22 protein-coding genes and 2 tRNA genes are annotated in these 19,440 nt (G+C 44.4%); 10 read left to right on the top strand and 14 right to left on the bottom strand.

Annotated features, from left to right (window positions below; translation table 11 throughout):
• Positions 1 to 47: 47 nt before the first annotated feature.
• From QUA83_RS27465 to QUA83_RS27450, 4 genes are all read right to left on the bottom strand, one after another.
• On the bottom strand, positions 48 to 956 hold the full coding sequence (locus tag QUA83_RS27465) for a hypothetical protein (RefSeq protein WP_333297143.1): 909 nt from the start codon (positions 954 to 956) through the stop codon (positions 48 to 50).
• 295 nt (positions 957 to 1,251) lie between these two features.
• Positions 1,252 to 4,464 carry a CHAT domain-containing protein gene (locus QUA83_RS27460; protein ID WP_333297141.1) on the bottom strand — a complete coding sequence of 1,071 codons (3,213 nt, stop codon included), beginning with the start codon at positions 4,462 to 4,464 and terminating at the stop codon, positions 1,252 to 1,254.
• A 39-nt stretch (positions 4,465 to 4,503) separates the two neighbouring features.
• Positions 4,504 to 5,310: a hypothetical protein gene (locus QUA83_RS27455; protein ID WP_333297140.1), complete on the bottom strand. Its 807-nt coding sequence runs from the start codon at positions 5,308 to 5,310 to the stop codon at positions 4,504 to 4,506.
• A gap of 212 nt (positions 5,311 to 5,522) precedes the next feature.
• Positions 5,523 to 5,732, bottom strand: a complete 210-nt coding sequence (locus tag QUA83_RS27450) for a hypothetical protein (protein ID WP_333297138.1) — start codon at positions 5,730 to 5,732, stop codon at positions 5,523 to 5,525.
• 171 nt (positions 5,733 to 5,903) lie between these two features.
• Here QUA83_RS27450 and yqeK point away from each other — a divergent pair, with 171 nt between their 5' ends.
• From yqeK to QUA83_RS27420, 6 genes are all read left to right on the top strand, one after another.
• A complete protein-coding gene (gene yqeK, locus QUA83_RS27445; protein WP_333297137.1) occupies positions 5,904 to 6,539 on the top strand; it encodes a bis(5'-nucleosyl)-tetraphosphatase (symmetrical) YqeK in 636 nt (211 codons plus the stop codon).
• 138 nt (positions 6,540 to 6,677) lie between these two features.
• Positions 6,678 to 7,097 (top strand): ribosome silencing factor, encoded by a 420-nt coding sequence (gene rsfS, locus QUA83_RS27440; RefSeq protein WP_333297135.1) that lies wholly within the window; start codon positions 6,678 to 6,680, stop codon positions 7,095 to 7,097.
• A 2-nt stretch (positions 7,098 to 7,099) separates the two neighbouring features.
• Entirely contained in the window at positions 7,100 to 7,609 is a 510-nt protein-coding gene (locus tag QUA83_RS27435) for a CGLD27 family protein (protein ID WP_333297134.1), read from the top strand.
• Between the two features lie 181 nt (positions 7,610 to 7,790).
• On the top strand, positions 7,791 to 8,744 hold the full coding sequence (locus QUA83_RS27430; RefSeq protein ID WP_333297132.1) for an asparaginase: 954 nt from the start codon (positions 7,791 to 7,793) through the stop codon (positions 8,742 to 8,744).
• 117 nt (positions 8,745 to 8,861) lie between these two features.
• A tRNA-Met gene (locus QUA83_RS27425) sits at positions 8,862 to 8,938 on the top strand.
• An 86-nt stretch (positions 8,939 to 9,024) separates the two neighbouring features.
• Positions 9,025 to 9,101 (top strand) — tRNA-Met (locus tag QUA83_RS27420).
• A 535-nt stretch (positions 9,102 to 9,636) separates the two neighbouring features.
• On the opposite strand, the gene QUA83_RS27415 is transcribed toward QUA83_RS27420, so the two are convergent.
• The 4 genes from QUA83_RS27415 to QUA83_RS27400 form a co-directional block, all read right to left on the bottom strand.
• Positions 9,637 to 9,825 carry a DUF2949 domain-containing protein gene (locus QUA83_RS27415; RefSeq protein WP_333297130.1) on the bottom strand — a complete coding sequence of 63 codons (189 nt, stop codon included), beginning with the start codon at positions 9,823 to 9,825 and terminating at the stop codon, positions 9,637 to 9,639.
• Between the two features lie 86 nt (positions 9,826 to 9,911).
• Positions 9,912 to 10,046 carry a hypothetical protein gene (locus tag QUA83_RS27410; protein WP_333297129.1) on the bottom strand — a complete coding sequence of 45 codons (135 nt, stop codon included), beginning with the start codon at positions 10,044 to 10,046 and terminating at the stop codon, positions 9,912 to 9,914.
• 9 nt (positions 10,047 to 10,055) lie between these two features.
• Positions 10,056 to 10,439, bottom strand: coding sequence for a hypothetical protein (locus tag QUA83_RS27405; protein ID WP_333297127.1), 384 nt, complete (start codon positions 10,437 to 10,439; stop codon positions 10,056 to 10,058).
• A gap of 438 nt (positions 10,440 to 10,877) precedes the next feature.
• A complete protein-coding gene (locus QUA83_RS27400) occupies positions 10,878 to 11,072 on the bottom strand; it encodes a hypothetical protein (RefSeq protein WP_333297124.1) in 195 nt (64 codons plus the stop codon).
• A gap of 191 nt (positions 11,073 to 11,263) precedes the next feature.
• On the opposite strand from QUA83_RS27400, the gene QUA83_RS27395 reads away from it, so the two are divergent.
• The gene (locus QUA83_RS27395) at positions 11,264 to 14,152 is read left to right on the top strand and encodes a PAS domain S-box protein (RefSeq protein WP_333297122.1); all 2,889 of its coding nucleotides are present in this window, start codon (positions 11,264 to 11,266) and stop codon (positions 14,150 to 14,152) included.
• 126 nt (positions 14,153 to 14,278) lie between these two features.
• Here QUA83_RS27395 and QUA83_RS27390 read toward each other — a convergent pair whose 3' ends face one another.
• A complete protein-coding gene (locus QUA83_RS27390) occupies positions 14,279 to 14,869 on the bottom strand; it encodes a rhomboid family intramembrane serine protease (protein WP_333297121.1) in 591 nt (196 codons plus the stop codon).
• Between the two features lie 470 nt (positions 14,870 to 15,339).
• Between QUA83_RS27390 and QUA83_RS27385 the strand changes: the two genes are divergently transcribed.
• Positions 15,340 to 15,717 (top strand): Mo-dependent nitrogenase C-terminal domain-containing protein, encoded by a 378-nt coding sequence (locus QUA83_RS27385; RefSeq protein ID WP_333297119.1) that lies wholly within the window; start codon positions 15,340 to 15,342, stop codon positions 15,715 to 15,717.
• A gap of 381 nt (positions 15,718 to 16,098) precedes the next feature.
• On the opposite strand, the gene QUA83_RS27380 is transcribed toward QUA83_RS27385, so the two are convergent.
• Together QUA83_RS27380 and QUA83_RS27375 are read right to left on the bottom strand one after the other, a co-directional pair.
• Positions 16,099 to 16,557, bottom strand: coding sequence for a hypothetical protein (locus tag QUA83_RS27380; RefSeq protein WP_333297118.1), 459 nt, complete (start codon positions 16,555 to 16,557; stop codon positions 16,099 to 16,101).
• A 449-nt stretch (positions 16,558 to 17,006) separates the two neighbouring features.
• Positions 17,007 to 17,189 (bottom strand): ribbon-helix-helix domain-containing protein, encoded by a 183-nt coding sequence (locus QUA83_RS27375; protein ID WP_015178554.1) that lies wholly within the window; start codon positions 17,187 to 17,189, stop codon positions 17,007 to 17,009.
• A 231-nt stretch (positions 17,190 to 17,420) separates the two neighbouring features.
• On the opposite strand from QUA83_RS27375, the gene QUA83_RS27370 reads away from it, so the two are divergent.
• Positions 17,421 to 17,594, top strand: coding sequence for a hypothetical protein (locus QUA83_RS27370; RefSeq protein ID WP_333154159.1), 174 nt, complete (start codon positions 17,421 to 17,423; stop codon positions 17,592 to 17,594).
• An 89-nt stretch (positions 17,595 to 17,683) separates the two neighbouring features.
• Here QUA83_RS27370 and QUA83_RS27365 read toward each other — a convergent pair whose 3' ends face one another.
• Both QUA83_RS27365 and QUA83_RS27360 read right to left on the bottom strand, forming a co-directional pair.
• Positions 17,684 to 18,190, bottom strand: a complete 507-nt coding sequence (locus QUA83_RS27365; RefSeq protein WP_333297116.1) for a GNAT family N-acetyltransferase — start codon at positions 18,188 to 18,190, stop codon at positions 17,684 to 17,686.
• Between the two features lie 3 nt (positions 18,191 to 18,193).
• A complete protein-coding gene (locus QUA83_RS27360; RefSeq protein WP_333297114.1) occupies positions 18,194 to 18,484 on the bottom strand; it encodes a DUF1778 domain-containing protein in 291 nt (96 codons plus the stop codon).
• A 147-nt stretch (positions 18,485 to 18,631) separates the two neighbouring features.
• Here QUA83_RS27360 and QUA83_RS27355 point away from each other — a divergent pair, with 147 nt between their 5' ends.
• The gene (locus tag QUA83_RS27355) at positions 18,632 to 18,925 is read left to right on the top strand and encodes a hypothetical protein (protein ID WP_333297113.1); all 294 of its coding nucleotides are present in this window, start codon (positions 18,632 to 18,634) and stop codon (positions 18,923 to 18,925) included.
• A gap of 137 nt (positions 18,926 to 19,062) precedes the next feature.
• Here QUA83_RS27355 and QUA83_RS27350 read toward each other — a convergent pair whose 3' ends face one another.
• Positions 19,063 to 19,416, bottom strand: coding sequence for a hypothetical protein (locus tag QUA83_RS27350; protein ID WP_333297111.1), 354 nt, complete (start codon positions 19,414 to 19,416; stop codon positions 19,063 to 19,065).
• Positions 19,417 to 19,440: the final 24 nt, after the last annotated feature.

The raw sequence follows: 19,440 nt of genomic DNA, 5'->3' as shown, positions 1-19,440 counted from the left end.
GAATTTAACAGGCTTTTCAATTCACCTATCATTTTCAGTTTGTTTTGTCAACTCCTAATACTGAACCGACGCCCTAGCAACTGTTCCATATTTTTCTTGGCAGTTTCATAGTTTTGATAGGCTTCTGTTTCCAGGCGAACGACGCGACGGCAGATAGGAAGTTGTTCTGAGGGAACTTCATTCCAATCGGTCTTGCGATCGCCCCAAGGTCCGTACAGTTGCACGTAAAACGAGTCCCATCGCGGATTGGTTCTGTCGAGTTGATTGAATTGCTGTTCTCCTTCTTGGCATCGTTGCCGAGTTTGTTGATATTGGGGACTGTCAAGTTGCTTGAGGGTTTCGACTTGTTGTATCTGTTTTTGAATCGATTCTGCTGCTTTGATATGGCTCAGACCTGATTGATTGAGCATTAATTCTGTGCCGACTAGAGAGGCGATCGACTGGAGGATATTGATTGATAGGGAGGCGGCGATCGCCCATAATTGCCATGTTTTGTTGTATTTTGTGCGGGATGAAACAGCCGTCGTGCTGTCGTTAGTGAATTTCAGAATCAGGATGTTGCACAAGGAAGTCAACACCACACCAAACAAGCCCATGTCCTTAAAGGCAAAGAACAGTAAGGGATAATTCGTGAAGAAGTTAAACAAGCTGCTGACAGTAACTGTGCCCGCAGTCAGTGTTGCTTGCTTCGCCAAGTCTTGGGAAACGATAGCCGTTCCGTGAAAGGCTTTTGGATCGGCGATGAGTAATTCCTTTAATGCGTTGAAGATTTTCTGGCCGAGATTTTTCTGTTTGTCGGTAGTAGGTGGATTTTTTGCCTGTTCGCGGAGATGGGCGTATTTAGGGTCTTGTTCGATGTGGCTGATTAAATCAGGAACTTGTCGGGCATTTTGAGAATTGGTGTTGTTGACGGCAACTACGTTATTCGGAGAGTGGGCAGTGTGTTTTTTGCTCATGTTTGCAACCTTTTTACTTTATTCGTTTCGCCAGTGGAGTTTTATAGAGTCAACCGGCGATCGGGTTTTTGGAATTTTTGAACCAAGTTTTGCTCTTTTTCAGCAAAATATTAGGGTTTGCAGAAGTTTCATTAGGGTAATTCAGTTCGTGCATTTGTCTGTTCTCGCTGGGATATCTCGCCATGACAGACTGTGTTGCCTGACATTGCTATATCTGGAACCGCAGCAGCTTTTCTGCAAAATGGGAAAATTTTTTGATTGCTGTATCGCCGAAATTAGTCAAAAGTCAAGGACTTTAGTGCGCTCGTGTAGGTTGAGTTGAAGAACGAGATCCAGCTATAGCTCTTGTTGCGGTTGGGTTGAATGCAGTGAAAGCCAACCTACTGATTCTTAGTTCGTTAAGTTTGAATTCACCAACCGCACAGAACGCGGCCCAATAGAAAGGATCTTGAAAGGGCTTAGAGTTATCTTGAAATTTATGGAACATACGATGCAAAGCCATTTTTTGTGTGGCATTCAAAGATAACTGTCTTTTATCAATCCACAGTTTCAGTTCAGCTATAGTGGTATCACGCAGCCATAATTGAGCTTGACAAAGGGCTGTAGCTACGGAGGTTTGACTTTGCAGGTTTTCGTAAAACCTAATCATTAAAAAACTTGTAGAAAAATCGTTGACTGCCCAAAGGCTACTGACCACACTGGAACTGCCTGCAAGCAGGAAGCCACTGGGAAAACCGATGTACTCATCACTCTTACTGGTGAAGTCAATCAACCCAGTTTCACAAGCTGAGAGAGTTACTAGGCAACATTGGCTGAGATCTAGGTTAAGGATTTCTCTCAAGGTCAGGCATTTGTCTAAATTAATTTTTGTACTGTCTAGTGAACGATTATTTTCACTCACAGTTCCCTGCAATTGTCCATTAGAACCTCCAGCCTCAGCTAGGATCAGAGCCGATTCCAGAGGTGATTCAAAGTTAAAGTAGCCGTGACAAGAGAAATGGACGCAATTAGCGTTAAGAAAATTGTTGTTATCTAATATCTCTTTTTTAGTAGCGGCTTCTTTCACTAAGACATAATCGTTAGGAGCAAAGTACCGCCTAATAGTTTCGACTTCAATATCAGTAAAGCTCAGGTCTTGGGTAGGGTTTTGAATGGCAAACAAGTGTATCAAATCGGAGCGTTGTTGATTCTGACTTAATTGCAGGAGTTGACAACTAGGAGCATAACTCACACCTCTCAAGAAATGGTCTATAATATGGTTGTGACCTTCATTTAGAGGCAAAGCATGGAGAGGTAGCAGGTGCAGGAAGCGATGGGGTATAAAAATTACTCTGTCACAATCCGCAGGCAAATAGTTGATAATTTGAGCGATATGCAGTATTTCAGCGAGATGCTGAAGACGGGCTGAAAGTTGCTCTTGCCATTTTCTCTTGTTCTGCCCATAATCCTCCAAGTATTCCCCAAACCAAGTAAGTAAGTTTTCTATATCCTCCTGGGAAGATTCCCAAACTATAGGACTCTTGCCTTGACTGGTAATTATAAAAGTGAATATTTTATTGCTAACAATATACCATTCTATGATGGCTGTGTTTTCATCAAACTCAAATTTTAGTAAAGCTTGAATTCGATCGAACGAGATTGGTTCAACTTGGTAACTGAATCTTAAGTTATGGTCAGTTGGAATCTTTTTTGTTGGGTAGAGTTCCCGACTGGATAGAATATCGACAAGATTACGGGCTTTGCTGCGTTCAACATATTCAATAGCTCGATCGTTTCGATCGATATTAACGTAGCTCTGGACTATTTTTTCATAGATATCAATTGCTTCTTCAAGAATCGCTTGTTTTCTAGATTCAGAAGCTGCCCAACTTCGACTTTGTTCTACGGCTTCAATTGCTACCGCAAAGCCTTCTATTGCTATGTCCCATAATTCAGCATCAAAAGCTGTATTACCCATATTTTTTCCTGTTTTCAAACAGTCTAAAGGAAATGTTTGCGGTGTAAAAATCTCTAAAGCTTTTTGATAAGCTTCAATTGCTGCTGCAAGATTCTCAGATTTTTCATATCTAATTCTCTCCGAGTATGCCTTGCCTAAATTATTCTGAGTCATCGCCCATTGATAAGGAAATGTCTCGCGAGTGTAAACTGTTAAGACATGATGATAACAAGAGATGGATTTTTCAATATTCTCCGCTCTATCACCCTTGATTCTCTCGCTGTAAAATGTAGCTAAATTGTTTTGAGTGGCAGCCCACTGTTCGGGAAAAGCTTCACGGCTACGGACTTCTAAAGCAGCTTGATAACAACCAATAGCATTTTCCAAATTCTCGGCTTTCTCTCCGAAAATCCTGTCTTGGTAAGCAATACCAACATTATTTATAATCATTGCCCAATCCGACGGAAATGTCTCGCGCGTGTAAACTTGTAAAGCATATTGATAGCAACTAATAGCTGTTTCTAAGTTCTCAGCCCTATTTCCTAGAATTCTATCTCTGTAAACTGTAGCTAAATTGTTTTGAGTGGCAGCCCACTGTTCGGGAAAAGCTTCACGGCTACGGACTTCTAAAGCAGCTTGATAACAACCAATAGCCTTTTCTAAATTTTCTGCTTTATCTCCCCGTATCCGGGATTTATAGGCTGTTCCTAAGTTATTTTGAGTAGTAGCCCATTGAGCAGGAAAATCTGTTAAAGTGTAAATTTGTAAAGCACTTTGATAGCCACAAATTGCTTGTTCCAAATTGTCAGATCGCACTCCTAAAGTGCGATCGCTGTAAGCATTAGCAAGGCTATTTTGCAAGCTAGCCCACTCTTGAGGAAAAGTGGCGCGAGTGTACACTTGTAAAGCTTCTTGATAACACTTAATAGCTAATTCTAAATTTTCACTTCTTTGACCTATAATCCTATGATTGTAGGCCCTACCTAAATTTTTTTGACAAAGCGCCCAATTTTCTGGATAAAATTCTCTCTTAAAAAAACTCAATCCAATTTGATAAGCAACGATAGCTAATTCTATATTGACATTTATCCTACCTAAAGGAAACTGCTGAATTAAATTACCAAAATTGCAAATTACTGAGACTACAGATTCAGCTTTTTCGGCATTCGCTTCAGATAATAAAGTAGTGGCCAATTCCTGTAAAACAGCACTTAATTTGACATCCAATTTGTCTAAATTAGATTGTAAAAACTGGTAGAAAACGCGGGGGTCAGCATCTGTATCGGAAACTACTTGTAAAACCTGCAACAAAAAAGTTAAATCCTGTTGTGATTCAGTTGTTGATGGTTTTTCTACTAACTCTATTATTTGAGTAGCAACACTTTGCAGGAAATCCGCTGCATTTTTATCTCCATTTTCAGCGAGATTTTCTGCTACTTGTGTCATCACCTGAACTAAGCCAGCATCAAGAAGTTCTGAGTTAGCATTTAAGATAGCTGCTTCTTCTCCACTAGGACAGCTTAGCAGTGCTTGTACGAGATGTAGGTAGCCCTCTAGATGCTGCTCGTTCATTATTGATGCTCGCTTACGCTATTGTCGGATTTGATTTGGTTAATGGGTATCTCCATAATTGAGGAGTATTGCCACAATAAATAATATCTGTGCCAGATACAATTTTACCGCGGCTACCAGGTTTTTGTCTTTGATAGCTCGATTGAAAAAACAACTAATCGAACCAACTTTTACTGACAACTTTTCGGATATTTCCTCCCAACTGTATCCATCTAACCACAACAGGGTTATCTTTTTCAGAGTAACATCTGGGTATTTTTTCATGGGCTTACCAAAAATATTCTCAGGATTTTCTACAACTATTTCCCGAAAATTTTCCAGAAAAGAAGGTTCAGGGATATCGGACGTAAATTGGTCTAAGTATGTCGTTTTTGATTCATCAGCATCTGCCGATTGAGCATTGCTGATTTGTCTGTCGGCTGACACTACAATATCAGTGACTTTTTTCCCTTTTTCAGTTCTCTGATGAATACCTTGGTGACTACCAATGAAATCGATCTGTTTTTTGGACTGAGTAAACCTCGTGTAGTTTAATACGTTTCCTTTTTCCGGATCGAACTTCCCCTTTTGTATAAACTCGAAAAGTGCCAAGTCTGTTTCTTGCTTAATGTCTTCCGAAACTTGGTGGTTTTCGGCGAGAGATAAGCTGGGTGAATGCTTTGGGAGTGAAAGGCGACTGGGTTTCCTGAGTTCTGAAACCAATCTAGTTAAGGCTAACTGGCGATCGGGACTTTCAAGGGGATGCCTTTGGGCCTCCAAGGCCAGGTCGTTCAGGTGGTTATTCAGTTCGGCTTCGGTGAACTTTTCGTTTGCTTCTGGAGATGGCTGCTTTTCTTTGTCGTCCATAAATCAATACTCCTCTGAGAGTAGAAGTTTTTGAGAACCACCAAAAAGCTATCAAGCCCTTATATCCGCTTGTTGTTTATAGGTTAGCCACTACGGGTTTTGCCTGACAAGAGTCCAATCGGCTTTTTAGTCCCGCGTTCTGCATCACTCTACATACTGTAGTGGTGTGGTTTGTTATTCATCTAGAAATATCGCCAAATTTCTGCAAGTTACTAAAATTTTTTTCTGCTGTGGGAATCCCTGATGGTTGTATCTGCTTGAGCTTTAGTCTTAGGGTTGGGCAAGCCTCGCCGAACTACTGCTTTAGCGAACATTTCAGGCGTAATTTCAGGGCGATCGGATAAGTCAATATCTAGATCGCTCATGGCATCTAGGCGTTCCCAATCAGTTTGAGATTTGCTCGAAGTAAATTCGTTGTTCATATTTAGTTGCTTTTCTAACAGATTTTTGAATTTTTGGGTAGAACCGATCGCCCTCTTCGCCCCCTTCACCCCTCCCCATCCCAGATATCACCACACCCCTGTGTGCCGGACACCGCAGCCGATCGAAACAAAACGCTAAAATAGTAGCTCATACAATTTTGGAGTTAATACTTGGCACTTGCACCCGCGCGCGAAAACGTCCTAGCTTGGCTCTGTGAGCGCGTTCCTGCTGCCCGAATCAAACATATCCTCGGAGTCGAACAGGTAGCAGGTGACTTGGCTCGCCATTACGGCCTCGACGAAGCAAAAGCCCGAACTGCCGGTTTGTTGCACGATTTGGCAAAATACTTCAAACCTCAACTGCTGCTGCAAATGGGCCAGAAGGAAGGTTTAGAGTTAGACTCAGTGTTGGAAGCACACCCGCATTTGCTGCACGCAGACGCGAGTGCGATCGTCGCCAGAGACGAATTCGGGGTGGTCGATCGAGAAATTTTGGACGCCATCGCCAATCACACCCTTGGCAGACCAAACATGAGCCAGCTCAGTTGTACCGTATTCATAGCAGATACCATAGAGCCAAGCCGCGGCAACACAGCCCAACTAGAAGCACTGCGCGAGGCAAGCTGGCAAAATCTTTATGCAGCCGTGTGGCAAACTAGCGATTATTCTCTGAAATATTTGCTAGAAACTCGCTGCTACATCCACCCCCGCACTGTACTGACGCGGAATTGGGCGCTGCAAATGGCCCGCGAATCGCCGGAAACAGGAAATTCGACCCAGAAGTCGATCGAACAAATCACAAGTTGAAAGTAAAATTCACCAGAAATTCTGTCCTTACTTTTGGCTTCAACCTAACTCCTATTTCCCGTCTCAAACTGCCAACAATCGAAAGCGAATAGCGCACCGATTTTCCCTTACCCTATCAATTAGGAAATTAAACACTTAATGTCAGATCTAACCCAACTCGAATACTCCAGGGCTCAGTCTACAGCAACCGACGGCACCTCCTCAGACGAAGCCCGTGGCCTGATCATGACCGTTGCCCAAGCAGCCGATGACCGCAAAGCAGTAGATATTGTATTGCTTCGGGTGGCAGAAGTATGCTACTTGGCAGACTACTTTGCGATCATCACCGGATTTTCCAACGTGCAGGTACGAGCCATCTCCCAAGCAATAGCAGACCAAGTGGAAGAAGAGTGGCAACGCTTGCCACTGCGTACACAAGGCATATCAGACGCTAGTTGGGTCGTCATGGACTACGGCGACGCGATCATTCACATTTTGAAGCCTCAAGAGCGGGAGTTCTACAATTTAGAAGCGTTCTGGGGACACGCCGAACGCATTGACTTTTCCCCCACGCCGTGAGGATGGCTAATGTGAAAAACGTTTCTGCTTCTATTTGTCCCGTTCCGCAAGAACAGCGACCGATCAATGAATACCAAGAACTTAAAGAATCCTGGTTTTTTAGCTGGGTAACACTCAATTGGCCCGGATACCTGGCAAAACTAGCTTGGGTGTGGGCTTGGAGTTGCTTGGTATCGGTGCCGATAGCTGCTTCTAGCTTTGCTCCAAGCAAGTATCCAGCTCAGTTTGTCCTCAGCGGTGCCGCAGGTGCCGGTTTTATTCTAGGATTAGCTTTGCTGCGACTCTACTTGGGTTGGTTCTACGTGCGATCGCGCCTTTCAAATCCCACGGTCGTCTACGAAGAGTCTGGCTGGTACGATTGTCAATCTTGGCCTAAAACTCCCGAAGTTTTGCTTCAAGACCAGTTGATTGTCAACTACCAACTAGAACCAATTCTCAGGCGTCTGCGGCAGACATTTTATGGTTTGACAGTGTTGCTGGTTGCCGGGGGACTAATTTGGAGCTGTTTGTAATCGGGAATGGAAGGGAGTTTTGAGTTTTGAGATTGCCGCGCACAGCCAACAACAAACACGGGGTGCATGAGTCAGAAACGATCGCCGAAAGATTAACTTTATAACTCTTAACTGGCAGCTCGCAACTCATAACTTCCACCGGCCCCAATCTAAAATCTAAAATCTAAAATCTAAAATTGATATGACAAGGGGAAAACGAACCCAAGCTCCCGAACTGGAAGTCACACTGCTGCGCGAAGGTATTGTGGAATCGAGGCACCGCGCCCAGGCCGCTGTCTGCGACAACCGCGGGCGCGTTCTGTCTGTTGCTGGTAACTCGGAAACGGCCTCATTTGTCCGTTCTTCACTCAAGCCTTTTCAAGCTTTGGCGGTGACGGGGACTGGCACTTTAGAACGCTACGAATTGACCGATCGAGATTTAGCGATTATTTGCAGTTCCCATCAAGGTACGATCGAGCAATCGCGCCAGGTATTTAACGTCCTGTGGCGCTGCGACATTGACCCCTCTAAACTTCAATGCCCCATTCCCGAAGGCAAAAAGAGCGCCCTGCAATACAACTGCTCCGGGAAACACGCCGGAATGCTGGCTGTCTGCCAGCAACTGCACTGGCCTCTGGACACTTATTTACGCCGCAAACATCCTGTCCAGCAGCTTATTTTGGGCAAAGTGGCTGACTTGCTGGCAATGCCTGCCGAAGAGTTTATCAGCGCTCGCGATGACTGCGGCGCTCCTACCTATCTGTTGCAGTTGGGGCAAATGGCGTCTTTGTACGCTCAGTTAGCCTCCGGCAACAATGTGGATATGGAGCGGATTGTCCGCGCTATGACTCATCACCCGATCATGGTTGCCGGTGAGGGCAAATTTGACACGGAACTGATGCGCTTGACTCAAGGAGAATTGGTGAGCAAGTCCGGCGCCGAAGGGGTGCAGTGCATTGGCCGCGTTGGCGAAGGCATGGGCTTGGCAATTAAGGTGACGGATGGGGGAAAGCGTGCTCAATTTGCTGTGGCGATTCACTTGCTCAAGCAGTTGGGGTGGATTACTCCGACGATCGCCGAAACTCTGGCGGAGACTTACCTAACTCTCAGTGACTTCAAGCGCTTGGAGGTAATCGGGGAAGTTTCGATGCTTTAGGGCGATCGAGACTCGCTCGCCGATTTAAGCAACCCCTCCCATAATCTAAAAAGTTTTTTTGATTTAGGGGTTGCAATTTTCAGAAAGATATGTTTATATTAGAGAGAGACAAAGCGACGCGGGATAGAGCAGCCTGGTAGCTCGTCGGGCTCATAACCCGAAGGTCAGTGGTTCAAATCCACTTCCCGCCACCAAATTAAACCGAACCCTGTAATCATTAAGGTTTCAGGGTTTTGTTTTTGGAAACCACTTTGGAAACCATTACAGAGAGACAAAGCGACGCGGGATAGAGCAGCCTGGTAGCTCGTCGGGCTCATAACCCGAAGGTCAGTGGTTCAAATCCACTTCCCGCCACCAAATTAAATAAGACAAGCCCCGGCAGCCTAAAAGTTGCTGGGGTTTGTTTTATGCCGTCTGTTTGATGCCTTCTGCGATCGCATCTTCGACAGATTAGACTTCTTGCAAAAGTCCTTTCGATCAAATTTTCGGACGGGCTCTCCGGCCCATCCCACAAGAGAAAAAACTTTTTGTGGGACGGGCTCTCCGGCCCGTCCCAGCTATTTTTGCAAGAGGTCTATTGAGATCGTTTCCGGTTGCACGAGCGACATGATAGAGAGGACACGGGAGTGCCGTTTCCAAAGCTGTGGGTAATATTAATTCCGATGCTGCCAGATTTGATATGAAAGAGTTTATTTCAGGCGGCAACAAAAATGAGGACACAGCAGTGCTGTGTCCCTACTGTATATTTGTATTTTTCTAATTGAGACAAAATAAGAGCTACCCTCAACCTAAACACTCAACCCTATACTTTCCGACGACCGTTTGTGCAAGCTTTATTTGTTAAAAAATTGCAATCCCATATCCATATTTTTTAACTCAGGATTTTAAATTTCTAAGCCGGCTGAGCTTCCAACCAATCAAAAATCAGGTTTAACTGTTCCAGTGTCACTAACCCGTATTGCCACAGAACCATCGGCAGTTCGCTGGCGTCTTCTTCACCGTGTCGGAGAGCAACGGCGATCGCCGAATTCGATATCGCCAACTCTCCCCGCAAATAATCGATCAGTTGAGCCTTTCTCATCACCTTCACCGCCAGTTTTATGCGCTATTGTAAAGATATGTATCTAATCAGTCTGTATCGGAAGTTTAATTGGTCTAATTTTAGGTTCACAATAGAGAACCATGTGTGATGGAAACCGCACAAAACTGGTGATAAAACTCAGATAAAAAAGCGATCGCAGTCACAATAACTCCGAGAATCAAATATAGGGTTCCGCGATCGCTCGCTTCAAATGAATTCATTTAAAATTGCTAAAGTCCTAGCTGAAGCTGAACTCCCGCTTCTGTACCGCTGTCGGTTTGTTTTGGAGGTAAAGGATTTCCTTGACGCTGGGCGTCCGAAGGAGTAGTAATAAATTCCAACGGGCCCTCGATTTTGAGGCGAAATGTATCGCCCAAGCTTCTTTCGCTTCTAGCAGAATTAGCCGCCGTTTCTGGTGCACCAATCAAGTTTTGGTAGTCAGAGTCTAAGGTTCTGTCCTCCACAGTCCTCAACGAGTCCCCAGATAAAGTCGTTTCCGAATATTGGGGCGCTGGTTGCAGTCTTTGTTGGGCGAGAACCGCCGGAGTCAAACCGATAAAAATTGAGCTCAGTCCGAGAGCAGTGCCAAGAGTAGCAATAACTGCGTTCATCATCCATACCTCCGCTAGTTGCATCCTACTATGCGCTTATTGTACCGAGCCAGAATTAAGTTGCACTCTATCAAAAGTAGCTGCTTGTGGAGATATCAATTGCAGTTGCTGTGAAAACTTATAACTTTCGATCGCGCTATCGGTCAAATGGAACTGACGCAGCAAGCGGGTTGAAACGCCAAAATACGTCATTTCAGGCACGAGTCAACCAAAAACTCGATTGGTTTGATTAGCGCGCGTCAGGAGTGAAAAAATAGTTAGTGCTGGACGCACGGGCGGCGATCCATCGGTTGTTTTTCACGAAAATAGTTCGTTGCAGACCGCCAAAACGCTAAAAAACCTGGTTTGAGATACCTGTTCAAAAAAAAATGCAACGGCAGGCAAATTCTAAGCGCTTACAGAATCAGTCTTTCCCAATTCTTTAATTCTTTAATCTCAAATCTATAATAGTATGAGCCTGTAGAGTGAGTCCAGGATTGATACTGCATTCATCTCGATCGCCAATGTTCCCAAAGCTCCCGATCGCGCTAAGATGGCGGTGGCAGTCGTTAAAAATTCATTTGCCAGCGGCAGATTCCGAGTTATTAACAGCACTTCGCCTACTAAAACCATCTCAACTTCAAAACCTGCGCTCATCAAGTTGTACTTGACCAATAATTTCTTGATGGTACAAGCCCCCGGATTTATCCGTGGAATCAATCCACAATCCAAAATCCTTGCATCCTCAAGCCCCCGGATTTATCCGTGGTGTCAATCTAAAATCTAAAATCTAAAATCTAAAATCGAATGACCGGAATGTTGTGGGTGCATAATAATTCTGCTTTACCATGCCAATCAAATATCTGACCGACCAGATTTTAAAAATGTCGGGCAAAGTGCCAATTCGCATCGTCCTTGTTGTGCCTTTTGCCCTCCAGACTTTCGCTGCGGTAGGGTTGACGGGGTGGCTGTCGCTGCGGAACGGGCGCATAGCCGTCAACCATGTTGCCGCCCAACTGCGGACAGAAGTCACATCGCGTATCCAGCAACATATTAATAGTTATATTGAAACGCCACACCAAATCAATCAGCTCAATCTCGATGCCATCCGTCTCGGCATTGTGAACGTGCAGGATAGTGATAGTTTGCAACGCTACTTCTACAAACAAATCAAAATTTTTGATAAAATTAGCTACATTCAATTCGCATCCGAAGAAAAAGATTTTATTGGAGTTGAACGCCTCGACGACGGCAAGTTGCAAATTCAGATTTCTAATCCATCTACTGGCTATAATTTGCATACCTACGGGCTGTCAGAGTTGGAGGAACCAACCAAACTATTAAAAACTACTCTCAACTACGACCCCCGCGTCCGACCTTGGTACATAGCCCCGGTGCGCGCAGGTCAACCGACTTGGAGTAAAATCTATAATTATTTTGACGCTCCCAAACTAGCGATTACGGCTGCTCAGCCAGTTTATGGCGATGATGGTAAACGGATTGGCATCCTGGGTTCTGACTTGGCACTTTCCAAGCTCAATCAATTCTTGGAAACTCTAAAAATTGGCAAATCAGGACAGACTTTTATTGTAGAAAGGTCTGGGCAATTGGTGGCAAATTCTACTCTGGAACCGCCATTTATTGTTAGCAATGGTGTTGCAAAACGGATTGTGGCAGCCAGTAGCAAGAATGTTCTAATTCGATCGACCGCCCGCTATTTGACTGAACGCTTCGGGGATTTGCACAAAATTGACAGATCTCGCCAGTTAGATTTTACGATCGACGGTCAACGGCAATTTCTACAGGTGACGCCGCTTTTAGACAGCAGGGGCCTGGATTGGTTGATTGTGGTGACGGTTCCTGAAGCCGATTTTATGGAAAGGATTAATGCCAACACTCGGTATACTGTGGTGATGTGTCTGGGTGCTTTGGTGCTGGCAACGGCGATTGGCGCTCTGACTTCTAGGTGGATTGTTGTACCGATTCGGCGTCTGAGCAAGGCTGCGGAGGCTTTGTCCCGGGGTGAATGGGACGGGATGGCAGTAGATTCCCGCTTGATGGCGTCTGTAGATCGGGAGGATGAGGTCGGTGTCCTGGCTCGCTCCTTTAATATGATGGCCTCTCAATTGGAAGAGTCGTTTACAACTCTCGAAGATCGGGTACAATCTGCGATCGCAGACAAAAATCAATTAATTATTTCTCTGAAAAACTCGCAGCAAAAACTGGCTCTCCATCTTCACCAAACTCCTTTGGGTGCGATTGAATGGAATCTAAACTTTGAAGTAGCGGAATGGAATTTGTCAGCGGAAAGAATTTTTGGCTACAACCGCTTGGAAGCTATGGGACGCCACGGAGTCGATCTCATAGTTCCTGAAAGTGCTAAGGAGTATGTCAGGCAACTATCTATAACTTTGCTCACTAATAAAGGAGGAGTTACCAGCCTTAACGAGAACATTAGAAAAGACGGCAAAATAATTCTGTGCGAGTGGTACAATACGACTTTGGTAGATCCTGACGGCAGCATCATTGGGGTGGCATCGCTGATTCAGGATGTGACTGAATTTCACAGTGCTGTGGAGAAGTTACGGGCCAGTGAGGAGCGGTTTCGCCAGTTGGCAGAAAATATTCATGAGGTATTTTGGATTAGAGAACCCAATCAAAAGCAGCTAGTTTATGTGAGCCCTGCTTGCGAAAAAATATGGAATTTGAGCTGTCAGAGTTTGCAGTCAGAACCGGAGGCTTTTTGGGATGCTATTCACCCGGAGGATCTCGATCGCGTCAAGGCTGCTTTTGAGAAACAGGTGCGGGGCGATTATGATGAGGAGTATCGGGTAGTGCGATCTGACTGTTCAGTTTGCTGGGTGCGCGATCGGGCTTTTCCAGTCCGCAGCCAAACCGGAGAAATTTACCGCATCGTCGGTATTGCCGAAGATATTACCCAGCGCAAATTAGCAGAAGAATTCCAAAAGGTCGCTCAAACCGCTCAAGCTGCAAACCAAGCCAAAAGCGCCTTTTTAGCTAATATGAGCCATGAATTGCGAACTCCCCTCAACGCGATTATTGGTTACAGCGATATGCTCAAAGAAGATGCAGAGGATTTAGGCTGCGAAGATTTTATCCCCGACTTGCAAAAAATTCAAACTGCAGGCAAACACTTGCTATCTTTAATTAGCGACATTCTAGATATTTCTAAGATTGAAGCAGGGCGGATGGAACTTTACTTAGAAACTTTCAACCCGGTTAATTTAATTGACGAGGTGGTTTCTACTGTCAAACCCTTGGTAGATAAAAATTCTAATAAGTTTGAAGTTGATTGTGCTGACGATTTGGGAATGATGTATGCTGACATTACCAAAACTCGTCAAATATTGCTCAACCTGCTGAGCAATGCCGCCAAATTTACGGAACAGGGAACTATTAGCCTCTGCATTGAAAGAGTTAAACATGACAGCTTAACCACTCAAGAAATAGCAGAACCTTCCGACTCAATAATTTTTCGCGTAGCTGATACGGGCATTGGGATTTCCCCCGAACAATTGCAGCATTTATTTCAAGCATTTATGCAGGGCGACGCCTCAACTACGCGCAAGTATGGCGGCACCGGTTTGGGATTGACTATTAGCCGTCACTTTTGCGTGATGATGGGTGGCGATATGCACGTTGAAAGCGAGTTAGGTTGCGGTTCCGTTTTTACTGTGTGCTTGCCGGCCCGCGTTGAATTATTGGTCAGCAGTTAGTCTTGTTGTCGGGGACGCAATTATTACACACACAAGAAACCAGGTTTATTGACAAAAAACCTACGCTTTTAGATAATTTATGAGCAATAAACCAAGGTGATGATACGATGCAGCCTCAGTCTTATTCTAGTTAATTTCCCGTTTCTGCCGCCCCAAAAGTTGAGCTGTTAATACCCCGCCCACAAAACCAAAGAAATGCGCTTGCCAGGAAACTTGCGGCTGCGAGGGCAAAACTCCCCAAATTAAACTGCCGTAGAAGAAACCGACAATTAAAGATACCAAAATAGATGTAAAGCTGCGTTCAAAATAGCCCCGCAGCAGTAAGAAGCCGAAGTAACCAAAGATTAATCCGCTGGCACCAATGTGAACCGAATAGGGCGCGCCAGTCAGCCAAACTCCGAATCCGCTGACTAGCACGGTTACGGCACTCACGATAAAAAAGTCGCTAATTTCTCGCAGCATGATCAACCAACCCAATGTCACTAAAGGGAGGGTATTGGCGGCTAAGTGAGCAAAACTGCCGTGCAGAAAAGGCATCAAGAGGATGCCTTGAAGTCCGTCGAGGTTGCGGGGGCGGACTCCGTAGGCATTCAGCCTGCCTCCCAATAGGAATACATCGATAATTTCGATAATCCAGAGGAGGGAGACGAAGCCGCCGAGAATGGCGGCGTGGCTTTGCAATTCGCGGGTGATAGCTTTGGTTTCTGGGTTACTCATGGGTGGTGAGGGCAGTGATACCGATTATTTCTCATTGTAGAAGTTTCTGAGCGATCGCGAGCAAAGATAGTTGGGGCGGGGTTTCAGGGTTGTTTGCAGCAGAGCTTATTTAAAAATATGATAAGTTTTATTAAAAGTTCCGCATTTTCACGTATAGGATAATTCACCTGGATGCGTCACAATTGTAATTGAACTACAAAAGGAGAGTCAACCGAAGGTTGAAGCTAAAACGTAGAAGAGAGAATTTTTAACCTATCAATCAATTGTTGGGCTTGAAATGAGGACACTTTTTAGAGCGCACACCGCCTTTAAAAAAAATCAGGAACTACTTTTCTCGCCCTAAGTCATTAATTTAAGAAGTTCAATCCGGTAAAGCAAAACGAGATGCTGTAGATACTGATTGTAGATAATATCGCACAAGCTCTACAGAGAGTTCTTGGCACCTCGTTATAAAAGAGGAAGAGAGCAAAATGAACGTATTTGAGCATACAGTCTCCTACCGAACTCTGCCAAATTGGGTAGGGTTTGGCAAACAAGAAACCGCCGTTAATGTCGCTACAAATTCTCAGCCTTACGGTCAAAAGCCACACTTTGACCCCTTGCATCCGCTAAAAGAATGGCTTGATAACACTGCAATTAAAAGTCAAAAGTTGGCTCGGTTGCTGTGTAAGTTTATTCCCAGCCAGTGTCCGTTTGAGCGGGAAGTCAAAATTGGCGATCGCACTTTATTATCCATTCCGCCGCTGTGCAAGTTAAATCCGCTTTACGAGCAAGTGGTTGGGCTGCGCTTTCGAGCTTTGTGTTATTTGGCTGACGAATGTGGCGAAGATGTAACTCCTTATTGTTAATTCTGCAAAAACTTAAATTTCTCACTGTCTTTTCACCCTCCCTTCTCCTTGTTGGGGAGGGTTTTTTTATTTTGAGATTATTCGGCGGTTGAAACGTGTTATATCAATTCCGGTTACACCGGAATTATTGTTGACTGTTGACTGTTGACTGTGAGTCGAAAAACTGAATGGTTGAGTGTTAACTGTTGACTCGATTTTATTATTTTGATGCAACCGGAAACGATATTAACCTCAAACTCAAATGTGGCGAAGCGCCGGTCATTTGAGTTCGAGGTTAAATTACACAAACTTTTGTCTGCCTCAGCAGAAAAGCCAGATATTCTGTTAGATCCCCGGCTTTTTGAAGAAGTCGGGGCTTGAAAGATCGATCGCATTGAAATACTAAAGCGAGCGAATCACTCGTTGTTCGAGAATGCGTTTGCCTTTGTTATAAATACTAAGGCTGGCTCCTGTAACAATGTAATCGTAGGTGCCATTTTTGGCCACGTAACCAGTCCCCTCTTCAGTTCGAGCACGCAGGGCGATCGTGCTGCCGTTACTCTTTTTAACGCCGTAGTAATATACTTGATTGGCGTGGTTGTAGCACAGATAAATCCGAAAGTTGCTGGTCTCGAAATAGTTTTCCACTTTCTGTCTTTTGCGAGCACAAAAATCCCTCACCAGTTTTTGAGGAGTGGATACATTAGCTATTTGTATGGTTTCAATCGGAGACTGAGTGCGAGACGCTGTTGGTGCAGTGCTTGTGTTCGATTGTCCTATAGCCAAGGTTGCTGCTGGATTGCTGGCAAATAGCATTAAGCCGAGTAAGCTGGTTTGTGTGAGTCTTGCTGTGAAGTTCATAAGTCATTCGTTTAAAATATGTTGATGCGTCTAATCTAGGTAAGTTGGATTGATGAGGGCGATCGAACAGTACAGTTTTCACAATCGGCCTCAAGGAGGAAATCCTGGGATGCAATTTCCGTTTCCCCTGAGATCGGGTACTATTCTCAATAAGCTTTTAGGGGCAGGCTAGAAGCCCGCCCCACAAGAGGATTGAATGTATAGTCGAAAGTTCGTTACTGAGAATGATATTTTTTTGTGAGTTTCCCTGCAACTGACTAGCCGGCGGACAATTAAATAACTGGCACTTTCGATTGCTGATAGGACTTATGCACTAACAGGCGATCGCGAGGACAAAGCAGAGAATTATTTTAAATATTGGGCGCCAACTGCGGGCGCTGATGCTAATTTTCATCAATTTCAATAAGTGCGATCGGGCGACACGCCCCCGTAACCCACGAGGGAAGTCTTTACGTGTCGCTTTTGGGCTTTTCCGGTTCAGAAGGTAGATCTCCCTTTTTTTTCGCTTCCAAAACGGCTGTTTCAACGATAAAAGCGATCAAACTAGCTGTGGGTCTACCTTGCCGATCGGCCCACAGTTCTAAGGATTCATAGATGTAGTCGGGGAGTGTGATGTGAACGCGCTTGCTCACTGTCAATATTTACTGTTTGTGAACGCTCCCAATCATACAAGTTTACGCCGATCGCGGTGTTAGAACGCTATTTTAGTAATTTTATGCTACCAATGAGGGCCTTTTGTGCAACAATTTGTACAGCACACCACAGGTGCAAAGTCAAAAGCCAGTCCCCCGCCGTGGAAAGCAAGGACTGGCTATGGCTCCCATTAACAAAGGAGATACCTTTACAAAGGAGATACAACTATTATGCCGTATGAGAAACGTCTCAAGCCGTGGATCGTGGTTCGTTTGCTTCCAAATCTACAAAGGGTCGTTGTCGGTCGCTTTCGCAGTTGGTCTGATGCAGAGGGTCATTTGCGAGTTCTCAAACAACTGCTTCCGGCTGCTCGATTGACCCTAGTTTTCGATCCGATCGATTAATTTTGGTGGCGAGTTGATTAAGTGCGATCGCCCTTGGTTTGAGAAGGGCGATCGCCTTTTCTAAGCTAAGACCAACTTTTGTCTTTTACCTATGTAAAAGCTTCTAATATCCTAGTCATGGGAATAAAAAGTGAAAGTTCATCGCCTTCTAAGGCAATAAACCCGTATTGTAAATAAAATCCCTTAGCTTGTTCGTTGAAAGCGTCAACTATCACTCCCAATACTCCTATATCTTCCGACAAACGAATCACTCTGTTAAAAGCATCGACTAGCAGTGTCTCACCTAGTCTTCTACCCTGCATTGATTGAGTTACTGCCAGTTTGCCGATCCGCATGACTGGAAGAGGATAGCGCGGCAACCCTCTCCTGTAATTTTCAGGCAGTAACTCTCGTTGTAATTCAGCCATACTTATTGAATAATAGCCTGCTACTTGACCGTCACCGCCTTGAGGAATTGCCACCCAAGTTTTAGCAATGCCTTTTCTTTGATTTTGTCGGGCGTATTTTTTGAGATACTGATTTAACTCCGGCACACCGCAATCAAAATTCTCCCGAATCACCCTGCTATCATCTATAGAGCAAAAAATCCATTCCATTATTTATTTGCGATCGTATTTTTGCCGATACCTTTCAATCGCTGCTTTCAGCTTAGAGTTAAGTTCTGGTGGGTTTTCAATCGCTGAGGTAACAATTTCCCAATTTGGTTCGGAAAGAACGATCGGTTCTGGTTTAAGTGGCACTTCTTCGGCTAGATTTAGAGCAACTTCGAGCAGATATTCGCTCAGACTAAGACCCCACAGGGTAGCTGCTTTTTCTAACAGTTCTTTTTGTTCCTGATTGATAGTTATCTCAAGGGTGCTTGTTTGGGGAGTTTCTGTAGGGGTTGACATATTTTTTCACTGAGAGCAAGGTTGGCTCATTTGATATTATAGCAATTTTTAAGATGGGCGATCGCACTTGCTTTGAGAAGGGCGATCGCTCCGACCTCGTGTTAGAATGAATCTAGCGGTCGTGTTAACCAAAGAAAAATAGCCGTGATGCTTATCCAAGAACAAATTGTTGAGAAACTGAAAAATTTCTCTGAAATCGAACTGCAAGAAATCCTCAAATTTGCTGATTTCCTGTTAGGGCAGCGGAAAAAGGAGGAAGTAGCTTCGCCACCAGAGAAAACTGGCAACAGCAAACCAGCAAATATGGAGGAAGAGTGCGAGGTTCATTATGTTGGTGGAGTCTTAGTTGTCAAAGCATCATTAATAAAAAATCAAGAACTGATTAATTGGGATATGATGATTCCCGATATGCACGAAGAAAGAATCGGGAAGTTTATCTAAAATGAACGTTTTATTTGATACATCCGTTCTGATAGCAGCGTTGATAGAAGATTATGCGAGTCACTCTCAAAGCTTATCAAGGATAGCGCACGATCGCCTCAATTAGTTTAAAGGCTCGAAGGGCAGTTTTTCGATGGCTATTTTCCATTCTGAATTACCCGATTCACTTCTGCTAACGGCAGTTCTAAAGATTCTGCAATTTGTTCGGCACTCAAACCCAGTTTTGCCAATTTAGGAACTGCTTCTAACTTAGCTTTGCGTTCGGCTTCTTCTAAAAGTTTTTGATAATTTGGATATTCTTTGACATCATTATCACTTTTATTGTCTGATTCCGATCGTTCTGACGAAAGTGATTCAGATTCTTGTGCGGGATTGGTACAAAAATTAATATGCCCAATTTGTACAGGATTCCCACTATTTGAGAAATTTACTATTCGCCCTGGCGGGGTGACAACTCCGCCGCAACCGAGATAGAGTGAGGTGTTGACCAACTTGTGGTAAAAAAAGATAGGTCA

It is taken from the genome of Microcoleus sp. K1-B1 (genome assembly GCF_036704705.1).
In the GTDB taxonomy this organism is placed as follows: Bacteria; Cyanobacteriota; Cyanobacteriia; order Cyanobacteriales; family Microcoleaceae; genus Microcoleus.
The sequence above is the reverse complement of the archived record's forward strand: the minus strand, read 5'-3'. Positions and strand labels throughout refer to the sequence as shown.